This is a genomic window from Streptomyces sp. NRRL F-5126 (assembly GCF_000721265.1).
Classification (GTDB): domain Bacteria; phylum Actinomycetota; class Actinomycetes; order Streptomycetales; family Streptomycetaceae; genus Streptomyces.
Genome location: NZ_JOFZ01000003.1, coordinates 162,059 through 180,441, shown reverse-complemented (window position 1 = coordinate 180,441; position 18,383 = coordinate 162,059). Strand labels below are relative to the sequence as shown.

At 72.3% G+C, this 18,383-nt stretch carries 17 protein-coding genes; 11 read left to right on the top strand and 6 right to left on the bottom strand.

Translation table 11 applies throughout. The annotated features are described in order from the left end of the window. Positions 1–27: 27 nt before the first annotated feature. Positions 28–882 carry a chitosanase gene (locus IH48_RS0107305; protein ID WP_051839323.1) on the bottom strand — a complete coding sequence of 285 codons (855 nt, stop codon included), beginning with the start codon at positions 880–882 and terminating at the stop codon, positions 28–30. Between the two features lie 366 nt (positions 883–1,248). Between IH48_RS0107305 and IH48_RS0107300 the strand changes: the two genes are divergently transcribed. Next, positions 1,249–2,712 carry a sugar porter family MFS transporter gene (locus tag IH48_RS0107300; protein ID WP_030900727.1) on the top strand — a complete coding sequence of 488 codons (1,464 nt, stop codon included), beginning with the start codon at positions 1,249–1,251 and terminating at the stop codon, positions 2,710–2,712. Between the two features lie 6 nt (positions 2,713–2,718). Here the strand turns inward: IH48_RS0107300 and IH48_RS0107295 are convergent, their stop codons facing one another. From IH48_RS0107295 to IH48_RS0107285, 3 genes are all read right to left on the bottom strand, one after another. After that, the gene (locus IH48_RS0107295) at positions 2,719–3,336 is read right to left on the bottom strand and encodes a TIGR03086 family metal-binding protein (RefSeq protein WP_037841224.1); all 618 of its coding nucleotides are present in this window, start codon (positions 3,334–3,336) and stop codon (positions 2,719–2,721) included. Between the two features lie 97 nt (positions 3,337–3,433). Continuing rightward, positions 3,434–5,068: a malate synthase A gene (aceB, locus tag IH48_RS0107290; RefSeq protein ID WP_030900722.1), complete on the bottom strand. Its 1,635-nt coding sequence runs from the start codon at positions 5,066–5,068 to the stop codon at positions 3,434–3,436. A gap of 265 nt (positions 5,069–5,333) precedes the next feature. Next, positions 5,334–5,978 (bottom strand): nucleotidyltransferase family protein, encoded by a 645-nt coding sequence (locus IH48_RS0107285; RefSeq protein WP_030900719.1) that lies wholly within the window; start codon positions 5,976–5,978, stop codon positions 5,334–5,336. Positions 5,979–6,138: 160 nt separating this feature from the next. Here IH48_RS0107285 and IH48_RS0107280 point away from each other — a divergent pair, with 160 nt between their 5' ends. Then, complete coding sequence (locus tag IH48_RS0107280) at positions 6,139–6,528, top strand: DUF5955 family protein (protein WP_324604290.1); 390 nt, start codon at positions 6,139–6,141, stop codon at positions 6,526–6,528. 30 nt (positions 6,529–6,558) lie between these two features. On the opposite strand, the gene IH48_RS0107275 is transcribed toward IH48_RS0107280, so the two are convergent. Continuing rightward, entirely contained in the window at positions 6,559–7,356 is a 798-nt protein-coding gene (locus IH48_RS0107275; RefSeq protein WP_030900714.1) for an IclR family transcriptional regulator, read from the bottom strand. A 247-nt stretch (positions 7,357–7,603) separates the two neighbouring features. Between IH48_RS0107275 and allB the strand changes: the two genes are divergently transcribed. The 3 genes from allB to IH48_RS0107260 all read left to right on the top strand — a co-directional run bounded on the left by allB (position 7,604) and on the right by IH48_RS0107260 (position 11,376). Further along, complete coding sequence (gene allB, locus IH48_RS0107270; RefSeq protein WP_030900713.1) at positions 7,604–8,950, top strand: allantoinase AllB; 1,347 nt, start codon at positions 7,604–7,606, stop codon at positions 8,948–8,950. Position 8,951: 1 nt separating this feature from the next. Beyond that, the gene (gene alc, locus IH48_RS0107265; protein ID WP_078849537.1) at positions 8,952–10,130 is read left to right on the top strand and encodes an allantoicase; all 1,179 of its coding nucleotides are present in this window, start codon (positions 8,952–8,954) and stop codon (positions 10,128–10,130) included. A 70-nt stretch (positions 10,131–10,200) separates the two neighbouring features. Next, positions 10,201–11,376, top strand: a complete 1,176-nt coding sequence (locus IH48_RS0107260) for a cytochrome P450 family protein (RefSeq protein ID WP_030900708.1) — start codon at positions 10,201–10,203, stop codon at positions 11,374–11,376. 42 nt (positions 11,377–11,418) lie between these two features. Here IH48_RS0107260 and IH48_RS0107255 read toward each other — a convergent pair whose 3' ends face one another. Beyond that, positions 11,419–12,423: a Gfo/Idh/MocA family oxidoreductase gene (locus IH48_RS0107255; RefSeq protein ID WP_030900706.1), complete on the bottom strand. Its 1,005-nt coding sequence runs from the start codon at positions 12,421–12,423 to the stop codon at positions 11,419–11,421. A 102-nt stretch (positions 12,424–12,525) separates the two neighbouring features. Here IH48_RS0107255 and IH48_RS0107250 point away from each other — a divergent pair, with 102 nt between their 5' ends. The 6 genes from IH48_RS0107250 (at position 12,526) to IH48_RS0107225 (ending at position 18,358) form a co-directional block, all read left to right on the top strand. Continuing rightward, positions 12,526–13,281, top strand: coding sequence for a GntR family transcriptional regulator (locus IH48_RS0107250; protein ID WP_078849536.1), 756 nt, complete (start codon positions 12,526–12,528; stop codon positions 13,279–13,281). A 115-nt stretch (positions 13,282–13,396) separates the two neighbouring features. Next, the gene (locus tag IH48_RS0107245) at positions 13,397–14,443 is read left to right on the top strand and encodes a sugar ABC transporter substrate-binding protein (protein WP_420705453.1); all 1,047 of its coding nucleotides are present in this window, start codon (positions 13,397–13,399) and stop codon (positions 14,441–14,443) included. Next, positions 14,440–15,507 carry an ABC transporter permease gene (locus IH48_RS0107240; protein ID WP_030900699.1) on the top strand — a complete coding sequence of 356 codons (1,068 nt, stop codon included), beginning with the start codon at positions 14,440–14,442 and terminating at the stop codon, positions 15,505–15,507. The genes IH48_RS0107245 and IH48_RS0107240 overlap by 4 nt, the downstream gene beginning before the upstream one ends. Continuing rightward, positions 15,504–16,370: an ATP-binding cassette domain-containing protein gene (locus IH48_RS0107235; protein WP_037841218.1), complete on the top strand. Its 867-nt coding sequence runs from the start codon at positions 15,504–15,506 to the stop codon at positions 16,368–16,370. Before IH48_RS0107240 ends, IH48_RS0107235 begins: the two co-directional genes overlap by 4 nt. A 240-nt stretch (positions 16,371–16,610) precedes the next feature. After that, positions 16,611–17,771, top strand: a complete 1,161-nt coding sequence (locus IH48_RS0107230) for an ROK family glucokinase (protein ID WP_030900695.1) — start codon at positions 16,611–16,613, stop codon at positions 17,769–17,771. Next, positions 17,768–18,358 (top strand): hypothetical protein, encoded by a 591-nt coding sequence (locus IH48_RS0107225; protein WP_030900694.1) that lies wholly within the window; start codon positions 17,768–17,770, stop codon positions 18,356–18,358. The genes IH48_RS0107230 and IH48_RS0107225 overlap by 4 nt, the downstream gene beginning before the upstream one ends. Positions 18,359–18,383 lie beyond the last annotated feature (25 nt).

The following is an 18,383-nucleotide window of genomic DNA, read 5'->3' as shown; positions in this document are numbered from 1 at the left end:
CGCCGGCCTCCCGGCCGGCCCGCCCGCTCATCCGCCGATGTGGTAACTGTCGCCGTACACCTTCCAGTCGAGCGGCGGGCGCAGGCCCAGGTTGCCCTCGTCGAGGAACACCCGCTGCTCGGTGTCGACGCGGCTGGTGTCGCCGTGGTCGGGCTCCCGCTTCATCGCCCACACCCGGGCGTCGAGGAACGCGGCCAGGTACGTCCTCTCGCCACCGCCGCGCGCCGGCGTCCGCGCGTGGGCGGCCGCGCGCCGGCGGATCGAGCCGAAGCTCGTGGGCGCGTCGCCGTTGCCGTGCATCACCAGCGCGTCGTAGTAGCAGAACTGGCCGAGCGTGCCGAGCCCGTCCTCCTTGGCGCGCGCCACCGCGGGCCCGAAGTACTGGCTGTTCAGCTCGGCGTCCTGCGCCGCCCGCATCCGGGGGTCGGACGCCGCCTGCTTCCACGCCCTGACGAAGCCGTTGCCGAGCCCGCTGTGCGATGCGCTGCGCGCGGCCGCGGCCCTGCGCAGCGCGGACAGGTAAGGCTCCAGAGGGTTCACGGGCCGGGCCCGCGTGTACGCCTCGACCACGTGCAACAGATCGCCGCAGCCGGTGCAGAATCCGATCAGCCCTGCCGTGTAGCCCCGCCCGTCGCCGATGTCCTGGATGTAGCCGTACTGGGCCTTCCAGTCGAGCGTCGAGTTCTCCGCGCTCGACACCAGCCGCATGGCGATGTCCTTCTCGGCGGGCGCGTCGAGCCCGGGGTCCTTGCCCGCCGCGCCCGGCACGCCCGGCACGCCCGAGCACGCGGCCGCGCAGGTGAAGGCCAGAGCCACCGTCAGCGCGAGCAGGCGGCGAAAGGCACGGATCACCTGAGGGACCTTCCGGGATCGAAACGGCATGCCGTACGGCTTCCGCAGATTACGCGGCGAACGGGTGACGATCCGCCGATTCCGGGATTCGGGACGGCGAGGACGGCAAGGACGGCCGCCGCCGCACAAGGGCGGGCCCATCACGTTCGGCCGAACGGGCATTGGCCATCTCACAGCATCCGCGTGCGGTGCGGCCGCCGCCGCGGGGTACACGCACGCTCGGCAGATCATGGAAGCGTTCCGCGCGGCTCCACGCGCGGCCCCGGCCGCCGGCAGCGGCCCCGGTAAGCCGTGCGGTCACCGGAATGCTTACATGTACGCAGAAGTAATGGACCGTTTCGTAGTGATATGCCCGGCCGGCGGTCGCCGGGGTGACGTACGTGAGGTGATGCCCGTATGGCCCAATCAGTCGGAGGAGCGGACTTGCCGAGCCGAAAAGGCAAAGCCGTGGGCGTCTCGATCGCGGCCGCGGTGGGTGGGTTCCTCTTCGGATTCGACTCCTCGGTCATCAACGGCGCCGTCAACTCGCTGACCGATCACTTCCACCTCGACGCGTTCCTCTCCGGCTTCGTGGTCTCCATCGCCCTGCTGGGCTGCGCGGTGGGCGCCTGGTACGCGGGACGCCTCGCCGACATGTGGGGCCGCCGCAAGGTGATGCTCCTCGGCTCGGGGATGTTCATCATCTCCTCGATCGGCTCAGCACTCGCCTTCTCCGTGCCGGACCTGCTGGTCTGGCGCGTGATCGGCGGCCTCGGTATCGGCATCGCCTCGGTGATCGCCCCCGCCTACATCTCCGAGGTCGCCCCGGCCGGCGGCCGCGGTGCGCTGGGCTCGCTCCAGCAGCTCGCCATCACCATCGGCCAGTTGGTCGTGCTCAGCTCCAACAAGGGCCTCGCGGGCGCGGCCGGCGGTGCCGCGCGCGACCTGTGGTGGGGTCTTGAGGCCTGGCGGTGGATGTTCCTCGTGGGCGTCATCCCGGCCGCCGTCTACGGCGTGCTCGCGCTGACCATCCCGGAATCCCCCCGCTACCTGGTCCAGAAGGGCCGGCTCGACGACGCGTCCGTGGTGCTGGAACGCGTCTCGGGCGAGTCCGACGGCCGGGCCAAGGCGCAGGAGATCAAGCAGACTTTGCGCAAGGAGCACAGGACGAGCTTCGGGGACATCCGCGGGCACAGGTTCGGCCTGCACCCGCTCGTCTGGGTCGGCATCATCATGGCCGCGCTCCAGCAGCTCGTCGGCATCAACGCGATCTTCTACTACTCGACGACGCTGTGGCAGTCGGTCGGCTTCAGCGAGTCCAGCTCGTTCACGACCTCCGTCATCACCGCCGCGATCAACGTGGTGATGACCGTCGTCGCGATGTTCTTCATCGACCGCGTCGGCAGGCGGCGCCTGCTGACCATCGGCTCGATCGGCATGTTCTGCTCGCTGCTGCTCACGGCCATCGCCTTCTCCCAGCAGCACGGCAGCGGCAAGAGCGTCAGCCTGCCCCACCCCTACGGGCCGCTCGCACTGGTCGGCGCCAACGCTTTCGTCGTGTTCTTCGCGCTGTCCTGGGGGCCGGTGATGTGGGTCATGCTCGCCGAGATGTTCCCGAACCGGATGAGGGCGATGGCCCTGGCGATCGGCACCGCGTCGAACTGGATCTTCAACTTCATCGTCACGTTCGCGTTCGAGCCGGCCACCAAGCACGTGGGTCTGTCGTGGCTGTACGGCGCGTTCGCCCTGTTCGCGTTCCTGTCGATCTTCTTCGTCCTGTTCAAGATCCCCGAGACGAAACAGCGGACGCTGGAGTCGATGACGGGCGACACCTACCGGCGCCCCGAGACGGCGCGCGGCGGCGCCGCCCCGAAGGGCTGAACCGGGTCAGCGGCCCGGCAGCCAGCCCGGGTCGCGGCCGCTCCACCCGATCAGCCGGTCGAGCGTCGGCGCGCCGTCCGGCACCGCCACGGGCGGCCCGAACGGGCCACGGTCGCCGTCGCCCGAGGAGGTCGCCGCCGCCATCGCCGCGTAGGAGGCACGCACCGAAGCCTCGTCGGGGTCGTACGGCTGCCCGGTGGCGCGAGCCAGATCCCAGGCGTGCACCAGCAATTCATTGAGCGTGACGAAGCCGGCCATCCGCGCCGGCAGGTCGACCGATCCCGCCCGCGTCCACCCGTCCCACGCGCCGGGCGACCGCCAGGCGTCGGCCAGGTCGCCGAGGTGCCGTTCGAGCGCGGCGCGCCAGCCGTCCTGGAGCACCGGAAGACCGGTGGATCCGGGCGCGCTGTCCGTCGCGGGCCCCCTCTCCTTTCGCGCGCTCGCGGCCAGTCCCTCGCTGAGCCCGACGACATGGGCCAGCAACTCCCGCACGGCGTACTCCGTGCACGGCGTGGCCCCGCCGAGCTGCTCCTCCCGCACGCCTCCTGCCACGGCCCGCATTCCCGCGCAGGCGGGCCCCAGGTCGATCATGTCCGTCTTCGCGGTCTCCGCTTTCTCATCCATACCGGTAGTGACGACGCCCGTGCCCGGAACTCATCGCACGGCCGGCCCGGCGCCTCAGGGAGCGCCGGGCCGGCCGGATGCGTGCGAGCAGCGGGGTTCAGCCGCGCAGCCGCTCGTAGGCGGGGAGCGTGAGGAAGTCGGCGTAGTCGGCGTCGAGCGAGACCTCGAGCAGCAGGTCGTGGGCGCGCTGCCACTCGCCCGACTCGTACGCCTTGTCGCCGGTCTCCGCCCGGATCGCGGTGAGTTCGCCGGCGGCGAGCTCGCGGACGAGTTCGCGCGTCACCGGGACCGTGCGCCCGTCGCGTGCGACCTCGACGCCCGCGTTGATCCACTGCCAGATCTGCGAGCGCGAGATCTCCGCCGTCGCCGCGTCCTCCATCAGGTTGAAGATGGCGACCGCGCCCGAGCCGCGCAGCCACGCCTCGATGTAGCGCAGGCCGACCTGCACGGCGTTGACCAGGCCGTCGTACGTGGGCTTCGCCTCGATCGAGTCGATGGCGATCAGGTCGCCAGGTGCCACCGAGACGTCCTCGCGCAGGCGCTCCTTCTGGTTCGGCCGCTCGCCGAGCACCGCGTCGAAGGACTCGCGGCACACCGGCACCAGGTCGGGGTGGGCCACCCAGGAGCCGTCGAAGCCGTCGTGCGCCTCGCGGTCCTTGTCCGCCTTCACCTTCTCCAGCGCCACCTTGTTGACCTCGGGGTCGCGCCGGGACGGGATGAACGCCGCCATGCCGCCGATGGCGTGCGCCCCCCGCTTGTGGCAGGTGCGCACGAGGAGTTCGGTGTAGGCGCGCATGAACGGCGCGGTCATGGTGACCGCGTTGCGGTCGGGCAGGACGAACTTCGGCCCGCCGTCACGGAAGTTCTTGACGATCGAGAACAGGTAGTCCCAGCGGCCCGCGTTCAGCCCGGAGGCGTGGTCGCGCAGCTCGTAGAGGATCTCCTCCATCTCGTACGCAGCCGTGATGGTCTCGATCAGGACGGTGGCCCGGATCGTCCCTTGCGGGATGGACAGCTCGTCCTGCGCGAGGACGAAGATGTCGTTCCACAGCCGCGCTTCGAGGTACGACTCGGTCTTCGGCAGGTAGAAGTACGGGCCGCTGCCGCGCTCCAGCAGGCGGCGCGCGTTGTGGAAGAAGTACAGGCCGAAGTCGACGAGCGCGCCCGGCACTTCGCGGCCGTCCGCGGCGCGCAGGTGGCGCTCCGCCAGGTGCCAGCCGCGCGGCCTGACCACCACGGTCGCCAGCTCGGAGGCGTCGCGCAGCGCGTACGACTTGCCCGACGACTCGTCGGTGAAGTCGATGCGCCGCTCGTAGGCGTCGATCAGATTGAGCTGCCCGGTGACCACGTTCTCCCAGGTCGGCGCGGACGCGTCCTCGAAGTCCGCGAGCCAGACGCGCGCGCCGGAGTTGAGCGCGTTGATCGTCATCTTGCGGTCGGTCGGGCCGGTGATCTCCACCCTGCGGTCGTCCAGGGCGGGCGGCGCGGGGGCGACGCGCCAGCTCTCGTCCGCGCGGATGGCGGCCGTCTCGGCCGGGAAGTCGAGCGTCGAGGTGCGGGCGATCTCGTCGCGCCGTTCGGCACGGCGTGCCAGCAGCTCGTCGCGGCGGGGCGTGAACCGCGCGTGCAGCCGGGCGACGAAGGCGAGGGCCTCCTCGGTCAGCACCTCCTCCTGCCGGGGCAGGGGCGTGTCGGCGACGATTTCCAGCGGTGACGGCGCTGGTGCGGACATGAGGGTCACTCCTTCGGCGGCGTTCTCCGACGGCCCGCGGACCCCGGACGACGGCACCGGGTGCCACCGCGGGCGCGGAGGCGGTACGTACCGTTCCGGGCGTCGAGAGCTTCTGACCAGTGGATAGTAGTTTCCTTATGGTGGAAGTTCAATGGTTTGTTGACGTCGAGATTCTCCGGATCGAGCCATCGTGGCGCCCAGTGCCACCACTCGCCCCCAAGTTCCGTGGCGAAGGGGGTAGTTCGGGACGCCGGGATGGAACGCGTCACTCCAGGCGTGCGAGGTCCTCCGGCGTGTCGATGTCGTACGGCTCCGCCACGTCGCCGCACTCGACGAGCGTGATCTCCGCCCGGTGCGCCCGCAGGTAGTCGCGTGCCCCGCGGTCGCCGACGGCGCCCGCCGCGACCCCGGCCCAGTGGTCCGCGCCGAGGAGCACGGGGTGCCCGCGGCCGCCCCCGTACGTGGCGGACGCGAGCGCCCCGGCGGAGCCGCCGTACGCGGCGGCCACCCGTGCGACCGCCCGGGCGCCGATGCCGGGCTGGTCGACCAGCAGCACGAGCGCCGCCCCCGGGCCGTCCGCAGGGCCGTCCTTCCCCGGCGCACTGCGCCCGGCGCCCAGCGAGGCGAGCCCCGCGCGCAGCGAGGTCCCCATGCCGTCCGCCCACCGCGGGTTGTCCACCGGCGTGCAGCCGGTCAGGTCGGCCCGCTCGCGCACCTCGTCCGCCGACGCGCCGAGTACCACGTGCAGCGGCCCGCAGCCGCCCTCGCGCAGCACCCGCAGGGCGTGCTCGACCAGCGGGCGGCCGCGGTGGGGCAGCAGGGCCTTGGGCCTGCCGCCCAGCCTGCGCCCGCCGCCGGCGGCCAGCAGCAGGCCCGCGACGGGTTGTACGCCGTTCCGTATCGGTTGCATGACTTCTGGATATCCCATCAGTGGCCATTCCCGCCGTCTTCCGCCACCGGCTGGCGGATATCGGTCGACGCGTGTTGACTTGCCCGCGCACCCGGCGCGGTTGACCACCGTGCGGCGTGCGGACCGGCACGAGGGCGTGCGACGGCGATGGGGGAGAACGGTGCTCGGGAACGTGGGGCGGATGCGGGTGGCGGACGAGTGGCGGCCGGACGAGGGGCTGCCGGGGGAGACGGCCGTGGCTGCGGCGGGTGGCGGCACCGGCCATGCGGACGCCCGCGTCGCCGCGCTGTGTGCCGCCGTGGCCCGGCTGCGGCGCGAACTGGCCGCCTACCCCGGTGAGTTCCGGGACCGCGGGGTGGCCGAGGAGGAACTGGCCGCGCTCGCCGCGACGGTGGAGGGCGGCGCGCCCGAACTCGTCAGGATGCGGCGGTCGCTGCTGCTGATCGTCGGCTCGATCGGCTCCGTGAGCGCACTCGTCCCCGCGCTGATGGCCGTGCGCACGGGTGTCGAGGTCTTCGCGCCCGACCCGGTCGGGCGGCCTCGCGACTGACGCGGAGCCCTGATCGACGCGCCCGGCTCGTCAGCCCGCGGCCGTCGTCAGCACTTCGGAGAGCGCGGCCGCCACCTCCTGGAGCATGGGTACGATCCGCTCCGTCGCTTTCTCCGTGACGCGGCCCGCCGGCCCCGAGATGGAGATGGCGGCGGCCGTCGGAGACCCGAGTACGGGCACGGCGAGGCAGCGCACGCCGAGCTCCTGCTCGTTGTCGTCCATCGCGTAGCCGGCCGCACGCACGTCCTCGAGTGCGGCGAGGAAGCGGTCGGGCGTGGTGATGGTCTTCTCGGTGGCCGCCGGCATCCCCGTGCGCCCGAGCAGGGCCCGCACCTCGTCGGCGGGCAGGTGCGCGAGCAGGGCCTTGCCGACACCCGTCGTGTGCGGCAGCACGCGGCGGCCGACCTCGGTGAACATGCGCATCGAGTGCTTCGACGGCACCTGGGCCACGTAGACCACCTCGTCGCCGTCCAGGAGCGCCATGTTCGCGGTCTCGCCCGTCTCGTCGACGAGACGGGCGAGACAGGGGCGCGCCCAGGTGCCGAGCAGCCGGGACGCCGACTCGCCGAGCCGGATCAGGCGCGGGCCGAGCGCGTAGCGCCGGTTGGTCTGCTGGCGCACGTAACCGCAGGCCACCAGGGTGCGCATCAGGCGGTGGATCGTCGGGAGCGGCAGGCCGCTGCTGGCCGAGAGCTCGCTCAGGCCGACCTCGCCGCCGGCGTCCGCCATCCGCTCGAGCAGGTCGAAGGCGCGCTCCAGGGACTGGACGCCGCCGCTCCCCGAGGCGGGTTTCGCGGCGTCTGTGGTGCTGGCGCTGGACGACGGCACGGTGGCGGTCCTTTCGCGAACGGGCAGGCAGAGCGAGCCTGAAGCCTACCGGGCGCCGGGGCTCCCCGGTGCTGCCGCCAACGGTACCTTCTGCTGAGCGGAAAAGAGGTTCCACGCTCCGGAAAATGTCGGTAGATGGCTCTTGACGGGCCGCGATCCGCGGAGAAGACTCTTCAACAGTTCGTTGAATTCCATGGTGGCCACCGGTCCGTGACCGGCGGCGACGGTGGCGACCCGAGGGGTGCGCGTGTCCGAAGTGAACCTGGTTGTCCGCTCGACACGGGTCGTCACCCCCGAGGGAACGCGTCCCGCCGCGCTCGCCGTCGCGGGGGAGCGGATCGCCGCCGTCCTGCCGTACGACGGCGCAGCGGATGTCCTGGGCCCCGGCACCCGGCTGGAGGACGTGGGGGACAACGTCGTGATGCCCGGGCTCGTGGACACCCACGTCCATGTGAACGACCCGGGCCGCTCCGAGTGGGAGGGGTTCGCCGCGGCCACTTCCGCCGCCGCCGCGGGCGGGATCACCACGATCGTCGACATGCCGCTCAACTCGCTGCCACCGACGACCACGGTGGCGCACCTGCGGGTCAAGCAGGGGGTGGCACGCCCGCGCGCACACGTCGACATCGGTTTCTGGGGCGGGGCGCTGCCGGACAACGTGGCCGACCTGCGGCCGCTGCACGAAGCAGGCGTGTTCGGGTTCAAATGCTTCCTGTCGCCCTCGGGCGTCCCGGAGTTCCCCGAGCTCGACCGCGACCGGCTGGTGGCGTCCCTCACCGAGATCGCCGGCTTCGGCGGCCTGCTGATCGTGCACGCCGAGGACCCGCACGAGCTGGACGGCGCACCCCATCGAGCGGGCCCCGCCTACGCGGACTTCCTCGCCTCCCGGCCGAGGGGAGCGGAGAACGAGGCCGTGCGCACCCTGATCGACGTGGCCGGGCGGCTGGACGCGAGCGTCCACGTACTGCACCTGTCCTCGTCGGACGCGCTGCCGAAGATCGCCGCCGCGCGCGCCGCGGGCGTGCGGATCACCGCCGAGACCTGCCCGCACTTCCTCACGCTCACCGCCGAGGAAGTGCCGGACGGCGCCACGGAGTTCAAGTGCTGCCCGCCCATCAGGGAAGCGGCCAACCAGGACGCGCTCTGGCAGGCGCTCGCCGACGGCACGATCGGCAGCGTCGTCTCCGACCACTCGCCGTGCACCGCCGACCTCAAGACCCCCGACTTCGCCACCGCGTGGGGAGGCATCTCCTCCCTGCAGCTCGGCCTGCCCGCCGTGTGGACCGAGGCACGGCGCCGCGGCCACACGCTCGCGGACGTGGCGCGCTGGATGTCCGCCGGACCCGCCGCACTCGCGGGCCTCACCACGAAGGGCGCCCTGGCCGCCGGCCGCGACGCCGACTTCGCCGTCGTCGCGCCGGACGAGACGTTCACCGTCGACCCCGCGCACCTGCACCACCGCAACCGCGTCACGGCCTACGCGGGCCGCACGCTGTACGGCGTGGTCAAGTCCGCCTGGCTCAGGGGCCGGCGGATCGCGGTGGACGGCGAGGTCGCCCCACCCACAGGAAACCTCCTCGAAAGGAACCACTGAGTTGACGCAGGCGCCGCAGACAAGTCACGTCCCGGACGCGCAGCAGGCGCGGGGCCCGGAAGGAGGCGCGTCCTCGCCCGCCTTCACCGGAGACGTACGCCCCTATGCCGGCGGAGACCCGTACGCCGACTACCGCGCGGCCGACCACCCGTTCACCCACCTCACCGACCTCGCCGACCGCAGGCTGGGCGCCGCGGTCGTCGCGGCCAACGACGAGTTCTTCGCCCAGCGGGAGAACCTGCTGAGGCCCGAGCGCCCGGTCTTCGACCCCGCCGCGTTCGGCCACAAGGGCAAGATCATGGACGGCTGGGAGACCCGCCGCAGGCGCGGCGCCACGACCGCGGCCCCGCACCCCGGCCCCGGCGAGCACGACTGGGCCCTCGTCCGGCTCGGCGTGCCCGGCGTGGTGCGCGGCGTCGTCGTCGACACCGCCCACTTCAGGGGCAACTACCCGCAGGCCGTCTCGGTCGAGGGCGCGTCCCTGCCCGGGCAGCCCTCCGTCGAGGAGCTCACGGCCGGCGACGTCACCTGGACGCCGCTCGTGGAGCGCACCCCGGTCGGCGGCCACGCGGCCAACGGCTTCACCGTCGACGTCGCACGGCGCCTCACCCACCTCAGGCTGCGCCAGTTCCCCGACGGCGGCATCGCGCGCCTGCGGGTGTACGGGGAGGTCGTGCCCGACCCGGCGTGGCTGTCCGCGCTCTCCACGTTCGACGTGGCGGCGCTCGAGAACGGCGGCCGGGTCGAGGACACCTCCGACCGCTTCTTCTCTCCCGGCTCCAACACCATCGCGCCCGGGCGCTCCGCCAAGATGGACGAGGGCTGGGAGACCCGCCGCAGGCGCGACGACGGGCACGACTGGATCCGCTACCGCCTGGTGGCGCAGGCCGAGATCCGGGCCGTCGCGATCGACACGGCCTGCTACAAGGGCAACGCCGCCGGCTGGGTCGCACTGTCCGTGCGGGACGGCGAGGACGGCGAGTGGACCGAGGTCCTGCCCCGCACCCGGCTCCAGCCTGACGCCGACCACCGCTTCGTGCTGCCCGCCGCCGCGACCGGCGACGGCGTGCGCCTCGACATCTTCCCCGACGGCGGCATCTCCCGGCTGCGGCTGTTCGGCTCGCTCACCCGGGCCGGAGCCGCCGCACTGGCCGCCCGCCACAACGAGCTGGGCGGCTGAGCGGGGCGGTCACGCGCCACGTGCGAACGGGGCCGCGCGCCCCACGGCGACGTGGACGTAGGGTGAGTTGATGGCCATCTATGAACTCGCCGACCTGGGAGCCGACTTCACGGCGAACCCGTATCCCCACTACGCCAGGATGCGGGAGCTGGGCCCCGTGCACGAGGTGCGCGGGGCCGACGGCTGGCGCTTCTGGCTGATCGTCGGGTACGACGAGTGCCGCGCGGCCTTCGGCGACGCCCGACTGCTGAAGCGCCCGCCGATCGAGATCGAGATGGACATGATCATGGGCCGCCACCTGCTGATCGCCGACCCGCCCCACCACACCAGGCTGCGGCGGCTCGTCTCGCGTGAGTTCACGCCCCGGCGCGTCGCGGCGCTGCGGCCGCGGGTGCAGGAGATCACGGACGGACTGCTGGACACGATGCTGCCCGCCGGCAGCGCCGACCTCGTCGACGCGCTGTCGTTCCCGCTGCCGATCACCGTGATCTGCGAGCTGCTCGGGGTGCCCGACAGCGACCGCGACTCGTTCCGCGCCTGGTCGAACGATGTGGTCGCACCCACCGACCCGGAGCGTGCCGGGGCCTCCATCGAGGCCATGCGGGATTACCTGGACGCGCTCATCGCCAGGCGGCGGGGCGCGGAGCCGGGCGACGACCTGCTGTCCGGCCTGCTGCGCACCGAGGCGGAGGGCGACGACCGGCTCTCCGCCGAGGAAGTGCGGGCGATGGCCTTCCTCCTGCTCGTCGCCGGCCACGAGACCACCGTGAACCTGATCACCAACGGCGTCCGCGCCCTGCTCGACCACCCCGGCCAGCTCGCCGCGCTGCGTGCGGAACCCGACCTGATCGACGGCGCCGTCGAGGAGATGCTGCGCTACGACGGCCCGGTCGAGAACGCCACCTACCGCCACACCGGCGAGGCCGTCGCGTTCGGCGGCACCGAGATCCCCGCCGGCGAGCCGGTGCTCATCGGCATGGCGTCCGCCGACCGCGACCCCGAGCGCTTCGCGGATCCCGACACCTTCGACATCCGCAGGCCCGCCGGGGGCGGCGGCCACCTGGCCTTCGGCCACGGCATCCACTTCTGCCTGGGCGCGCCGCTCGCCCGTCTCGAGGCGAAGGTCGCCATCGGCACGCTGCTGGAGCGGGCGCCCGGCCTGGCGCCCGACGGGGCGGCCCAGGCGTACGACTGGGTGCCCGGCATGCTGATCCGCGGCACCCGGCGCCTGCCCGTGCGCTGGTAGGGCGCCGGGGGCGCCGACACGCCGCCTTCAGGGCGCCTGCCGCTACGCCGCCGCGATCTCCGCCAGCGCCACCGCGCGGTGCTCCGCGCGAGAGCGCTCGCACGCCTCCGCGATGCGCAGCGCGTGCAGCGCCTCCCGCGCGTCGCACGGGTTCGCGCGCTCGCCGCGCACCACGCCGAGGAACGCGTCGATCTCCGCCTCGTACGCCGGCGCGAACCGCTCCAGGAACCCGGGCCACGGGTTCTCGCAGCGCGGCGGGCCCTTGGGCTCGGTCGACGTGATCGGCGTGCGGTCGTCGAGGCCGACCGCGTACTGGTCGGCCGTGCCCGCCAGTTCCATGCGGACGTCGTACCCGGCGCCGTTGCACCGGGTCGCCGTAGCCGTCGCCAGGGTGCCGTCGTCGAGCGTCAGGACGGCCGCGGCTGTGTCCACGTCACCCGCCTCGCGGAACATCGCGGGCCCCGCGTCCGAGCCGGTCGCGTAGACCTCCACGACCTCCCGCCCGGTCACCCACCGCATGATGTCGAAGTCGTGGACCAGGCAGTCGCGGTACAGGCCGCCCGACAGCGGGAGGTACGCCGCCGGGGGCGGCGCCGGGTCCGAGGTGATCGCGCGCACGGTGTGCAGCCTGCCGAGGGCGCCGGAGGCGACCAGCTCGCGGGCCGCCGCGTACCCCGCGTCGAACCGGCGCATGAACCCCAGCTGGAGCACGGTGCCGGCGCTCTCGACCTCGCGCACCGCCGCCAGCGTGCCCGCCAGGTCGAGCGCGATCGGCTTCTCGCAGAAGGCGGGCAGCCCCGCGCGTGCCGCCCGTGAGATCAGCTCGGCGTGCGACGACGTCGCGGAGGCGATCACCAGTGCGTCCACGCCCCAGGCGAACACCTCGTCCACCGAGGGCGCGGCCGTCGCCCCCGTACGGTCGGCGACCTCCGCGGCCCGTGCCGCGTCCGTGTCCGCCACCACCAGGGAGCCGACCTCGCGATGGCGGCTGAGCACGGCCGCGTGGAAACTCCCGATGCGGCCTGTGCCGATGAGTCCGATGCGCATGGCCTTAAGGTGTCGTTCGCCGCCTCGCCGTGTCAAGCATTTGTCCTGACAATCGGACTTCACCCTTTCTCGGCACGTGAACCGGGGTCTACCCTCGGCGGCGTGACCGATCAGCCAGGCGCGCCACTCCAGCTCGCAGTGGACCGTACCAGCCCGGTGCCCCTCTACTACCAGCTGTCCCAGCAGCTGGAGGCGGCCATCGAGCGCGGCGGGCTGGCCCCCGGCAGCCTCCTCGGCAACGAGATAGAGCTCGCCGGGCGCCTCGGCCTCTCCCGGCCCACTGTCCGCCAGGCCATCCAGTGCCTCGTGGACAAGGGGCTCCTCGTTCGCCGCAGGGGAGTCGGCACGCAGGTCGTGCACAGCCAGGTCAAGCGCCCGCTGGAGCTGTCCAGCCTCTACGACGACCTGGAGGCGGCCGGGCAGCGGCCCGCGACCCGCGTGGTGCGCGACGCGATCGAGCCCGCGTCGGCCGCCGTCGCCGCCGCGCTCGGCGTCGCCGAGGGCACCGAGGTCCGTCTCCTCGAACGTCTCAGGTACGCCCACGACGAGCCCATGGCCTGCCTGCGCAACCACCTGCCGGCCGGGCTCCTCGACTGCGGGAGCGAGCGCCTGGAGGCCACCGGGCTCTACCGCCTGCTGCGGACCGGCGGCATCACCCTGCACAGCGCCCGCCAGTCCGTCGGCGCGCGCGCCGCGTCGGCCGAGGAGGCGGAGCGGCTCACCGAGTCCGCGGGCGCGCCGCTGCTGACCATGGAGCGCGTCACGTTCGACGACACCGGCAGGGCTGTCGAGTTCGGCTCCCACGTCTACCGGGCCTCCCGGTACTCCTTCGAGTTCCAACTCCTCGTACGATCCTGACCCTTCGCACCGTCGCCGCCCCCGGCGCACGGAAACGCGCGATGTACAGGCAGAGTATTGACGGGGCCGCGTACCCCGGCTAGACATCCAGCGACCAGCGGAAGGGCATATTGTCGTGACAAGAATTCGCACAGGGGTACGACGCCGGTGGGGGAGGCGTACCGTCCGAACGACCACCGGCGCGGTGCTCGCGGCCACCCTCGCGGCCACCGCGCTCGCCGGCTGCAGCGCCACCGGCGGCCGCCGCGCCGAGGAGCGCGCCGCGGCGGCCGAGGCGGGCGGGCACTCGGCGGTGAACACGCCGAAGTGGACCATCGGCATGGTCACCCACTCCGCCGACGGCGACACGTTCTGGGACATCGTCCAGAGCGGCGCCAAGCAGGCGGCCGTCAAGGACAACGTGAAGTTCCTGTACGCGCACAGCGACCAGGCGCAGAACCAGGCGCAGCTCGTGCAGTCGTACATCGACAAGAAGGTCGACGGCCTCATCGTCACACTGGCCAAGCCCGACGCCATGAAGGACGTCGTGCAGAAGGCCGTCAAGGCCGGCATCCCGGTGATCACGATCAACTCGGGCGCGCAGCAGTCCAAGGCGTTCGGCGCGCTCACCCACATCGGCCAGGACGAGACCACCGCGGGCGAGGCCGTCGGCGACCAGCTCGACAAGGAGCACCGCAAGAAGGCGCTCTGCGTCATCCACGAGCAGGGCAACGTGGGCCTCGAACAGCGCTGCGCCGGGGCGAAGAAGACGTTCGGCGGGCAGTTGCAGAACCTGTACGTCGACGGCACGAGCACCCCCGACGTGCAGTCCTCCATCGAGGCCAAGCTCCAGGCCGACCCCTCCATCGACGCCGTCGTCACCCTCGGCGCCCCCTTCGCCGACGCCGCCCTGCAGGCGAAGCGGACCGCGGGCAGCAAGGCCGAGATCGACACCTTCGACCTCAACCAGCAGGTCGCCGCGAAGCTCAAGTCCGGCGCGCTCGGCTTCGCCGTCGACCAGCAGCCCTACCTCCAGGGCTACGAGGCCGTCGACCTGCTGTGGCTGTACAAGTACAACCGCGACGTCCTCGGCGGCGGCAAGCCCGTCCTGACCGGGCCGCAGATCGTCACGAAGAAGGACGCGCCCGCCCTGGAGGCCTACGCCAAGCGGGGCACGCGATGACGGCCACCGCCCCCTCCGTGCGACCCCCGGCCGGCGGCCCGGGCGGCGACGAGCGCCTGCTGCGGTCCTCACCGCTGCGCAAGCTGCTGGGGCGGCCCGAGCTCGGGTCCGTCGTCGGCGCCGTGGCCGTCTTCCTCTTCTTCGCGCTCATCGCTGACTCGTTCCTGCGCGCGTCCAGCCTCGCGACCGTGCTGTACGCGGCGTCGACCATCGGCATCATGGCCGTGCCCGTCTCGCTGCTGATGATCGGCGGCGAGTTCGACCTCTCCGCCGGCGTCATGGTGACGAGCTCCGCGCTGCTGTCCTCGATGTTCAGCTACCAGATGACCGCGAACGTCTGGGTGGGCGTCGGGGTGTCGCTGGTGGCGACGGTCGGCATCGCCGCGTTCAACGGGTTCATGCTGACCGTGACGAAGCTGCCGAGCTTCATCATCACGCTCGGCACGTTCCTCATGCTCACCGGCCTCAACCTGGGCTTCACCAAGCTGATCGACGGCACCGTCTCGACCAAGACCATCGGCGACATGTGGGGCTTCCACTCCGCACACGAGGTCTTCGCCTCCACCTGGACCGTCGGCGGCATGGACCTCAAGGTGACGATCCTGTGGTGGCTGCTGATGGTCGCCGTCGCCACCTGGATCCTGCTGCGCACCCGCTTCGGCAACTGGATCTTCGCCGCCGGCGGCAGCGCCGACGCGGCGCGCGCCGTGGGCGTGCCCGTCAAGCGCACCAAGATCCTGCTCTACATGGGCGTCGGCTTCGGCGCCTGGGTGACCGGGCAGAACCTGCTGTTCTCGTTCGACGCCGTCCAGTCGGGCGAGGGCGTGGGCAACGAGCTGATCTACATCATCGCCGCCGTCATCGGCGGCTGCCTCATCACCGGCGGATACGGCTCCGCCATCGGCTCGGCCGTCGGCGCCCTCATCTTCGGCATGACCAACAAGGGCATCGTCTTCGCCGAGTGGAACCCCGACTGGTTCAAGTTCTTCGTCGGGGCGATGCTCCTACTGGCCACCCTGCTCAACGCGTGGGTACGCAAGCGCGCGGAGGCGTCGCGATCATGATCGAACCACCGGAAGAGGTCACGCCCGAGCACCCCGGCGGCGATGGCCGCACGCCGCTCGTCGAACTCGACGGCGTCAGCAAGTACTACGGCAACATCCGCGCGCTCGAAGGCGTCTCGCTGGAGGTGCACGCGGGCGAGATCACCTGCGTGCTGGGCGACAACGGCGCGGGCAAGTCCACCCTCATCAAGATCATCTCCGGGCTGCACAAGCACGACGGGGGAGACCTGCGCATCGAGGGCGGGTCCACCGCGCTCGCCTCCCCGCGCGAGGCACTCGACCGCGGCATCGCCACCGTCTACCAGGACCTCGCGGTCGTCCCGCTCATGCCCGTCTGGCGCAACTTCTTCCTCGGCTCCGAGCCGACGCGCGGCAGGGGGCCCTTCCGCCGCCTCGACACCGCGCTCATGCGCGAGACGACCCGCGGCGAGCTGCTGCGGATGGGCATCGACCTGCGCGACGTCGACCAGCCGATCGGCACGCTGTCGGGCGGCGAGCGGCAGTGCGTGGCCATCGCGCGCGCCGTCTACTTCGGCGCGAAGGTCCTCGTCCTGGACGAGCCGACGGCGGCGCTCGGCGTGAAGCAGTCGGGCGTCGTGCTCAAGTACGTGGCGGCGGCGCGCGACGCGGGGCTCGGCGTGGTCCTCATCACGCACAACCCGCACCACGCCTACCTCGTCGGCAACCGCTTCGTCCTGCTCAAGCGGGGCGTCATGGCGGGCAGCCACCTCAAGGACGAGATCGCGCTCGACGAGCTCACCCGCCAGATGGCCGGCGGATCCGAGCTGGAGGAACTCAGCCACGAGCTGGAGCGCGCCCCCGTCCCCGGCCACCTGGGCGGCCACCCGACGGACGCGGGCTGAGAGGAGACGACCGCTTCGCAAGCCGCGCACGCGGCCCCTACGCGCCGGATGGCACAATCGCCGGTGGCGGGCGCCGTCCGCCGCGCTGCCCGCCACCGGGCAGGGCCCCGACCCCGCAGGGACGACACGACTCGTGCGAGCACCCAGGCCACGGCCCGGCCGCCGGCACCGCCACCACGGCGCACGCCAGGACGGGGCCGTCGCACGGCCCCGGTCCGCGGACCCGAGGGGTGCGGGCCTGTGAGCACCTACCGCGACCTCGCCCACCGCTCCTCCCGCGCCACCGTGCTGCGCACGGTCGGCACCCGCGAGCGCCGCTCCCACCTGAGCGCGCCCCGGGTCCCGACCGTCGGCATCGACATCGGCGGCACGAAGGTGATGGCCGGCGTCGTCGACGCGGACGGCACGATCCTCGAGCACCTGCGCACCGAGACGCCCGACAAGTCCAAGAGCCCCAAGGTTGTCGAGGACACCATCGTCGAGCTGGTCCTCGACCTCTCCGACCGGCACGACGTGCACGCCGTCGGCATCGGCGCGGCGGGCTGGGTCGACGCGGAACGCTCCCGCGTGCTGTTCGCGCCGCACCTCGCCTGGCGCGACGAGCCCCTCAGGGACGCGCTCGCCTCGCGGCTCGCGGTACCGGTCATGGTCGACAACGACGCCAACACGGCAGCCTGGGCCGAGTGGCGCTTCGGCGCGGGCCGCGGCGAGGACCACCTCGTCATGATCACGCTGGGCACCGGCATCGGCGGTGCCATCCTGGAGGACGGTCGCGTCAAGCGCGGCAAGTACGGCGTCGCCGGCGAGTTCGGCCACATGCAGGTCGTGCCCGGTGGACACCGCTGCCCCTGCGGCAACCGCGGCTGCTGGGAGCAGTACAGCTCGGGAAACGCGCTGGTCAGGGAGGCGAGGGAGCTTGCCGCCGCGGACTCGCCGGTCGCCCACGACATCATCGAGCGGGTCAAGGGCAACGTCCGCGAGATCACAGGACCGCTGATCACCGAGCTCGCCCGTGAGGGCGACCCGATGTGTGTCGAGCTGTTCCAGGACATCGGGCAGTGGCTCGGCGTCGGCATCGCCAACCTCGCGGCCGCGCTCGACCCCTCGTGCTTCGTCGTGGGGGGCGGCGTCAGCGCCGCCGACGACCTGCTGATCGCGCCCGCGCGCGACGCGTTCCGCCGGCAGCTCACCGGGCGCGGCTACCGTCCCGAGGCCCGTATCGTGAAGGCGCAGCTCGGACCCGAGGCCGGCATGGTCGGCGCGGCCGACCTGGCCCGCCTCGTCGCCCGCCGCTTCCGGCGCGCCAACCGCCGCCGCGCGGAGCGCCACGAACGCTACGAGCGCTACGCGCAGGCCATCAGGAACACCCGTACCGACCCGGAGCAGGAACCGCAGTCATGACCCCGCCGTCCGCCTCCCCGACGACCCAGCCGTCCGCGGAAGCCGCAGGGAAGCCGCCGGAGGACCGCCACCACCGCAACCGCCGGCGGCTGCTCACCCTCATCGTGATCGTGCTGCTCGTCGGCATTCCGGCCGGCTACCTGGCGATCGCCGCGGAGCAGAGCCGCAACAGCGGCCGCAAGAGCGAGCGGGAGGCGCTCGCCACCGGACTGCAGCCGATCCGGCCTCCGTGGTTCAAGAGACGCATCTACGACGTGCCGATCCCGGCGGGCGCCACCCACGTGCGCTACTACGAGACCAACAACTGGAAGAACAGCCGTCTCTACGCGCAGTTCGACGTCACCTCGGGCCGCCTCGACACCTTCCTGCAGAACATGGGCACCAACAGGTCCGAGCTCGAGCCGGGAGCGGTGACGATCTCCAAGCGCGACCAGTCCATCGCCAAGTGGAACTTCTCCGTGCCGGGCCACCACTGGGCGGGGCTCACGTACAACCAGAAGGACCCCCGGCCCAGCGTGAACATCGTCGTGGACCTCTCGGACCCCGCCAAAACGCGCGTCTACGCCGTCTCCACGGCCACCCCGTGACGCCTCGCGCTCCTCGCGGGAATCC

What these genes read in the sequence shown, in the direction of transcription:
- IH48_RS0107305 (WP_051839323.1), bottom strand. Translation starts at nt 882, where the DNA reads ATGCCGTTTCGATCCCGGAAGGTCCCTCAGGTGATCCGTGCCTTTCGC.
- IH48_RS0107300 (WP_030900727.1), top strand. Translation starts at nt 1,249, where the DNA reads ATGGCCCAATCAGTCGGAGGAGCGGACTTGCCGAGCCGAAAAGGCAAA.
- IH48_RS0107295 (WP_037841224.1), bottom strand. Translation starts at nt 3,336, where the DNA reads ATGGATGAGAAAGCGGAGACCGCGAAGACGGACATGATCGACCTGGGG.
- aceB (WP_030900722.1), bottom strand. Translation starts at nt 5,068, where the DNA reads ATGTCCGCACCAGCGCCGTCACCGCTGGAAATCGTCGCCGACACGCCC.
- IH48_RS0107285 (WP_030900719.1), bottom strand. Translation starts at nt 5,978, where the DNA reads ATGCAACCGATACGGAACGGCGTACAACCCGTCGCGGGCCTGCTGCTG.
- IH48_RS0107260 (WP_030900708.1), top strand. Translation starts at nt 10,201, where the DNA reads ATGGCCATCTATGAACTCGCCGACCTGGGAGCCGACTTCACGGCGAAC.
- IH48_RS0107255 (WP_030900706.1), bottom strand. Translation starts at nt 12,423, where the DNA reads ATGCGCATCGGACTCATCGGCACAGGCCGCATCGGGAGTTTCCACGCG.
- IH48_RS0107240 (WP_030900699.1), top strand. Translation starts at nt 14,440, where the DNA reads ATGACGGCCACCGCCCCCTCCGTGCGACCCCCGGCCGGCGGCCCGGGC.
- IH48_RS0107235 (WP_037841218.1), top strand. Translation starts at nt 15,504, where the DNA reads ATGATCGAACCACCGGAAGAGGTCACGCCCGAGCACCCCGGCGGCGAT.
- IH48_RS0107225 (WP_030900694.1), top strand. Translation starts at nt 17,768, where the DNA reads ATGACCCCGCCGTCCGCCTCCCCGACGACCCAGCCGTCCGCGGAAGCC.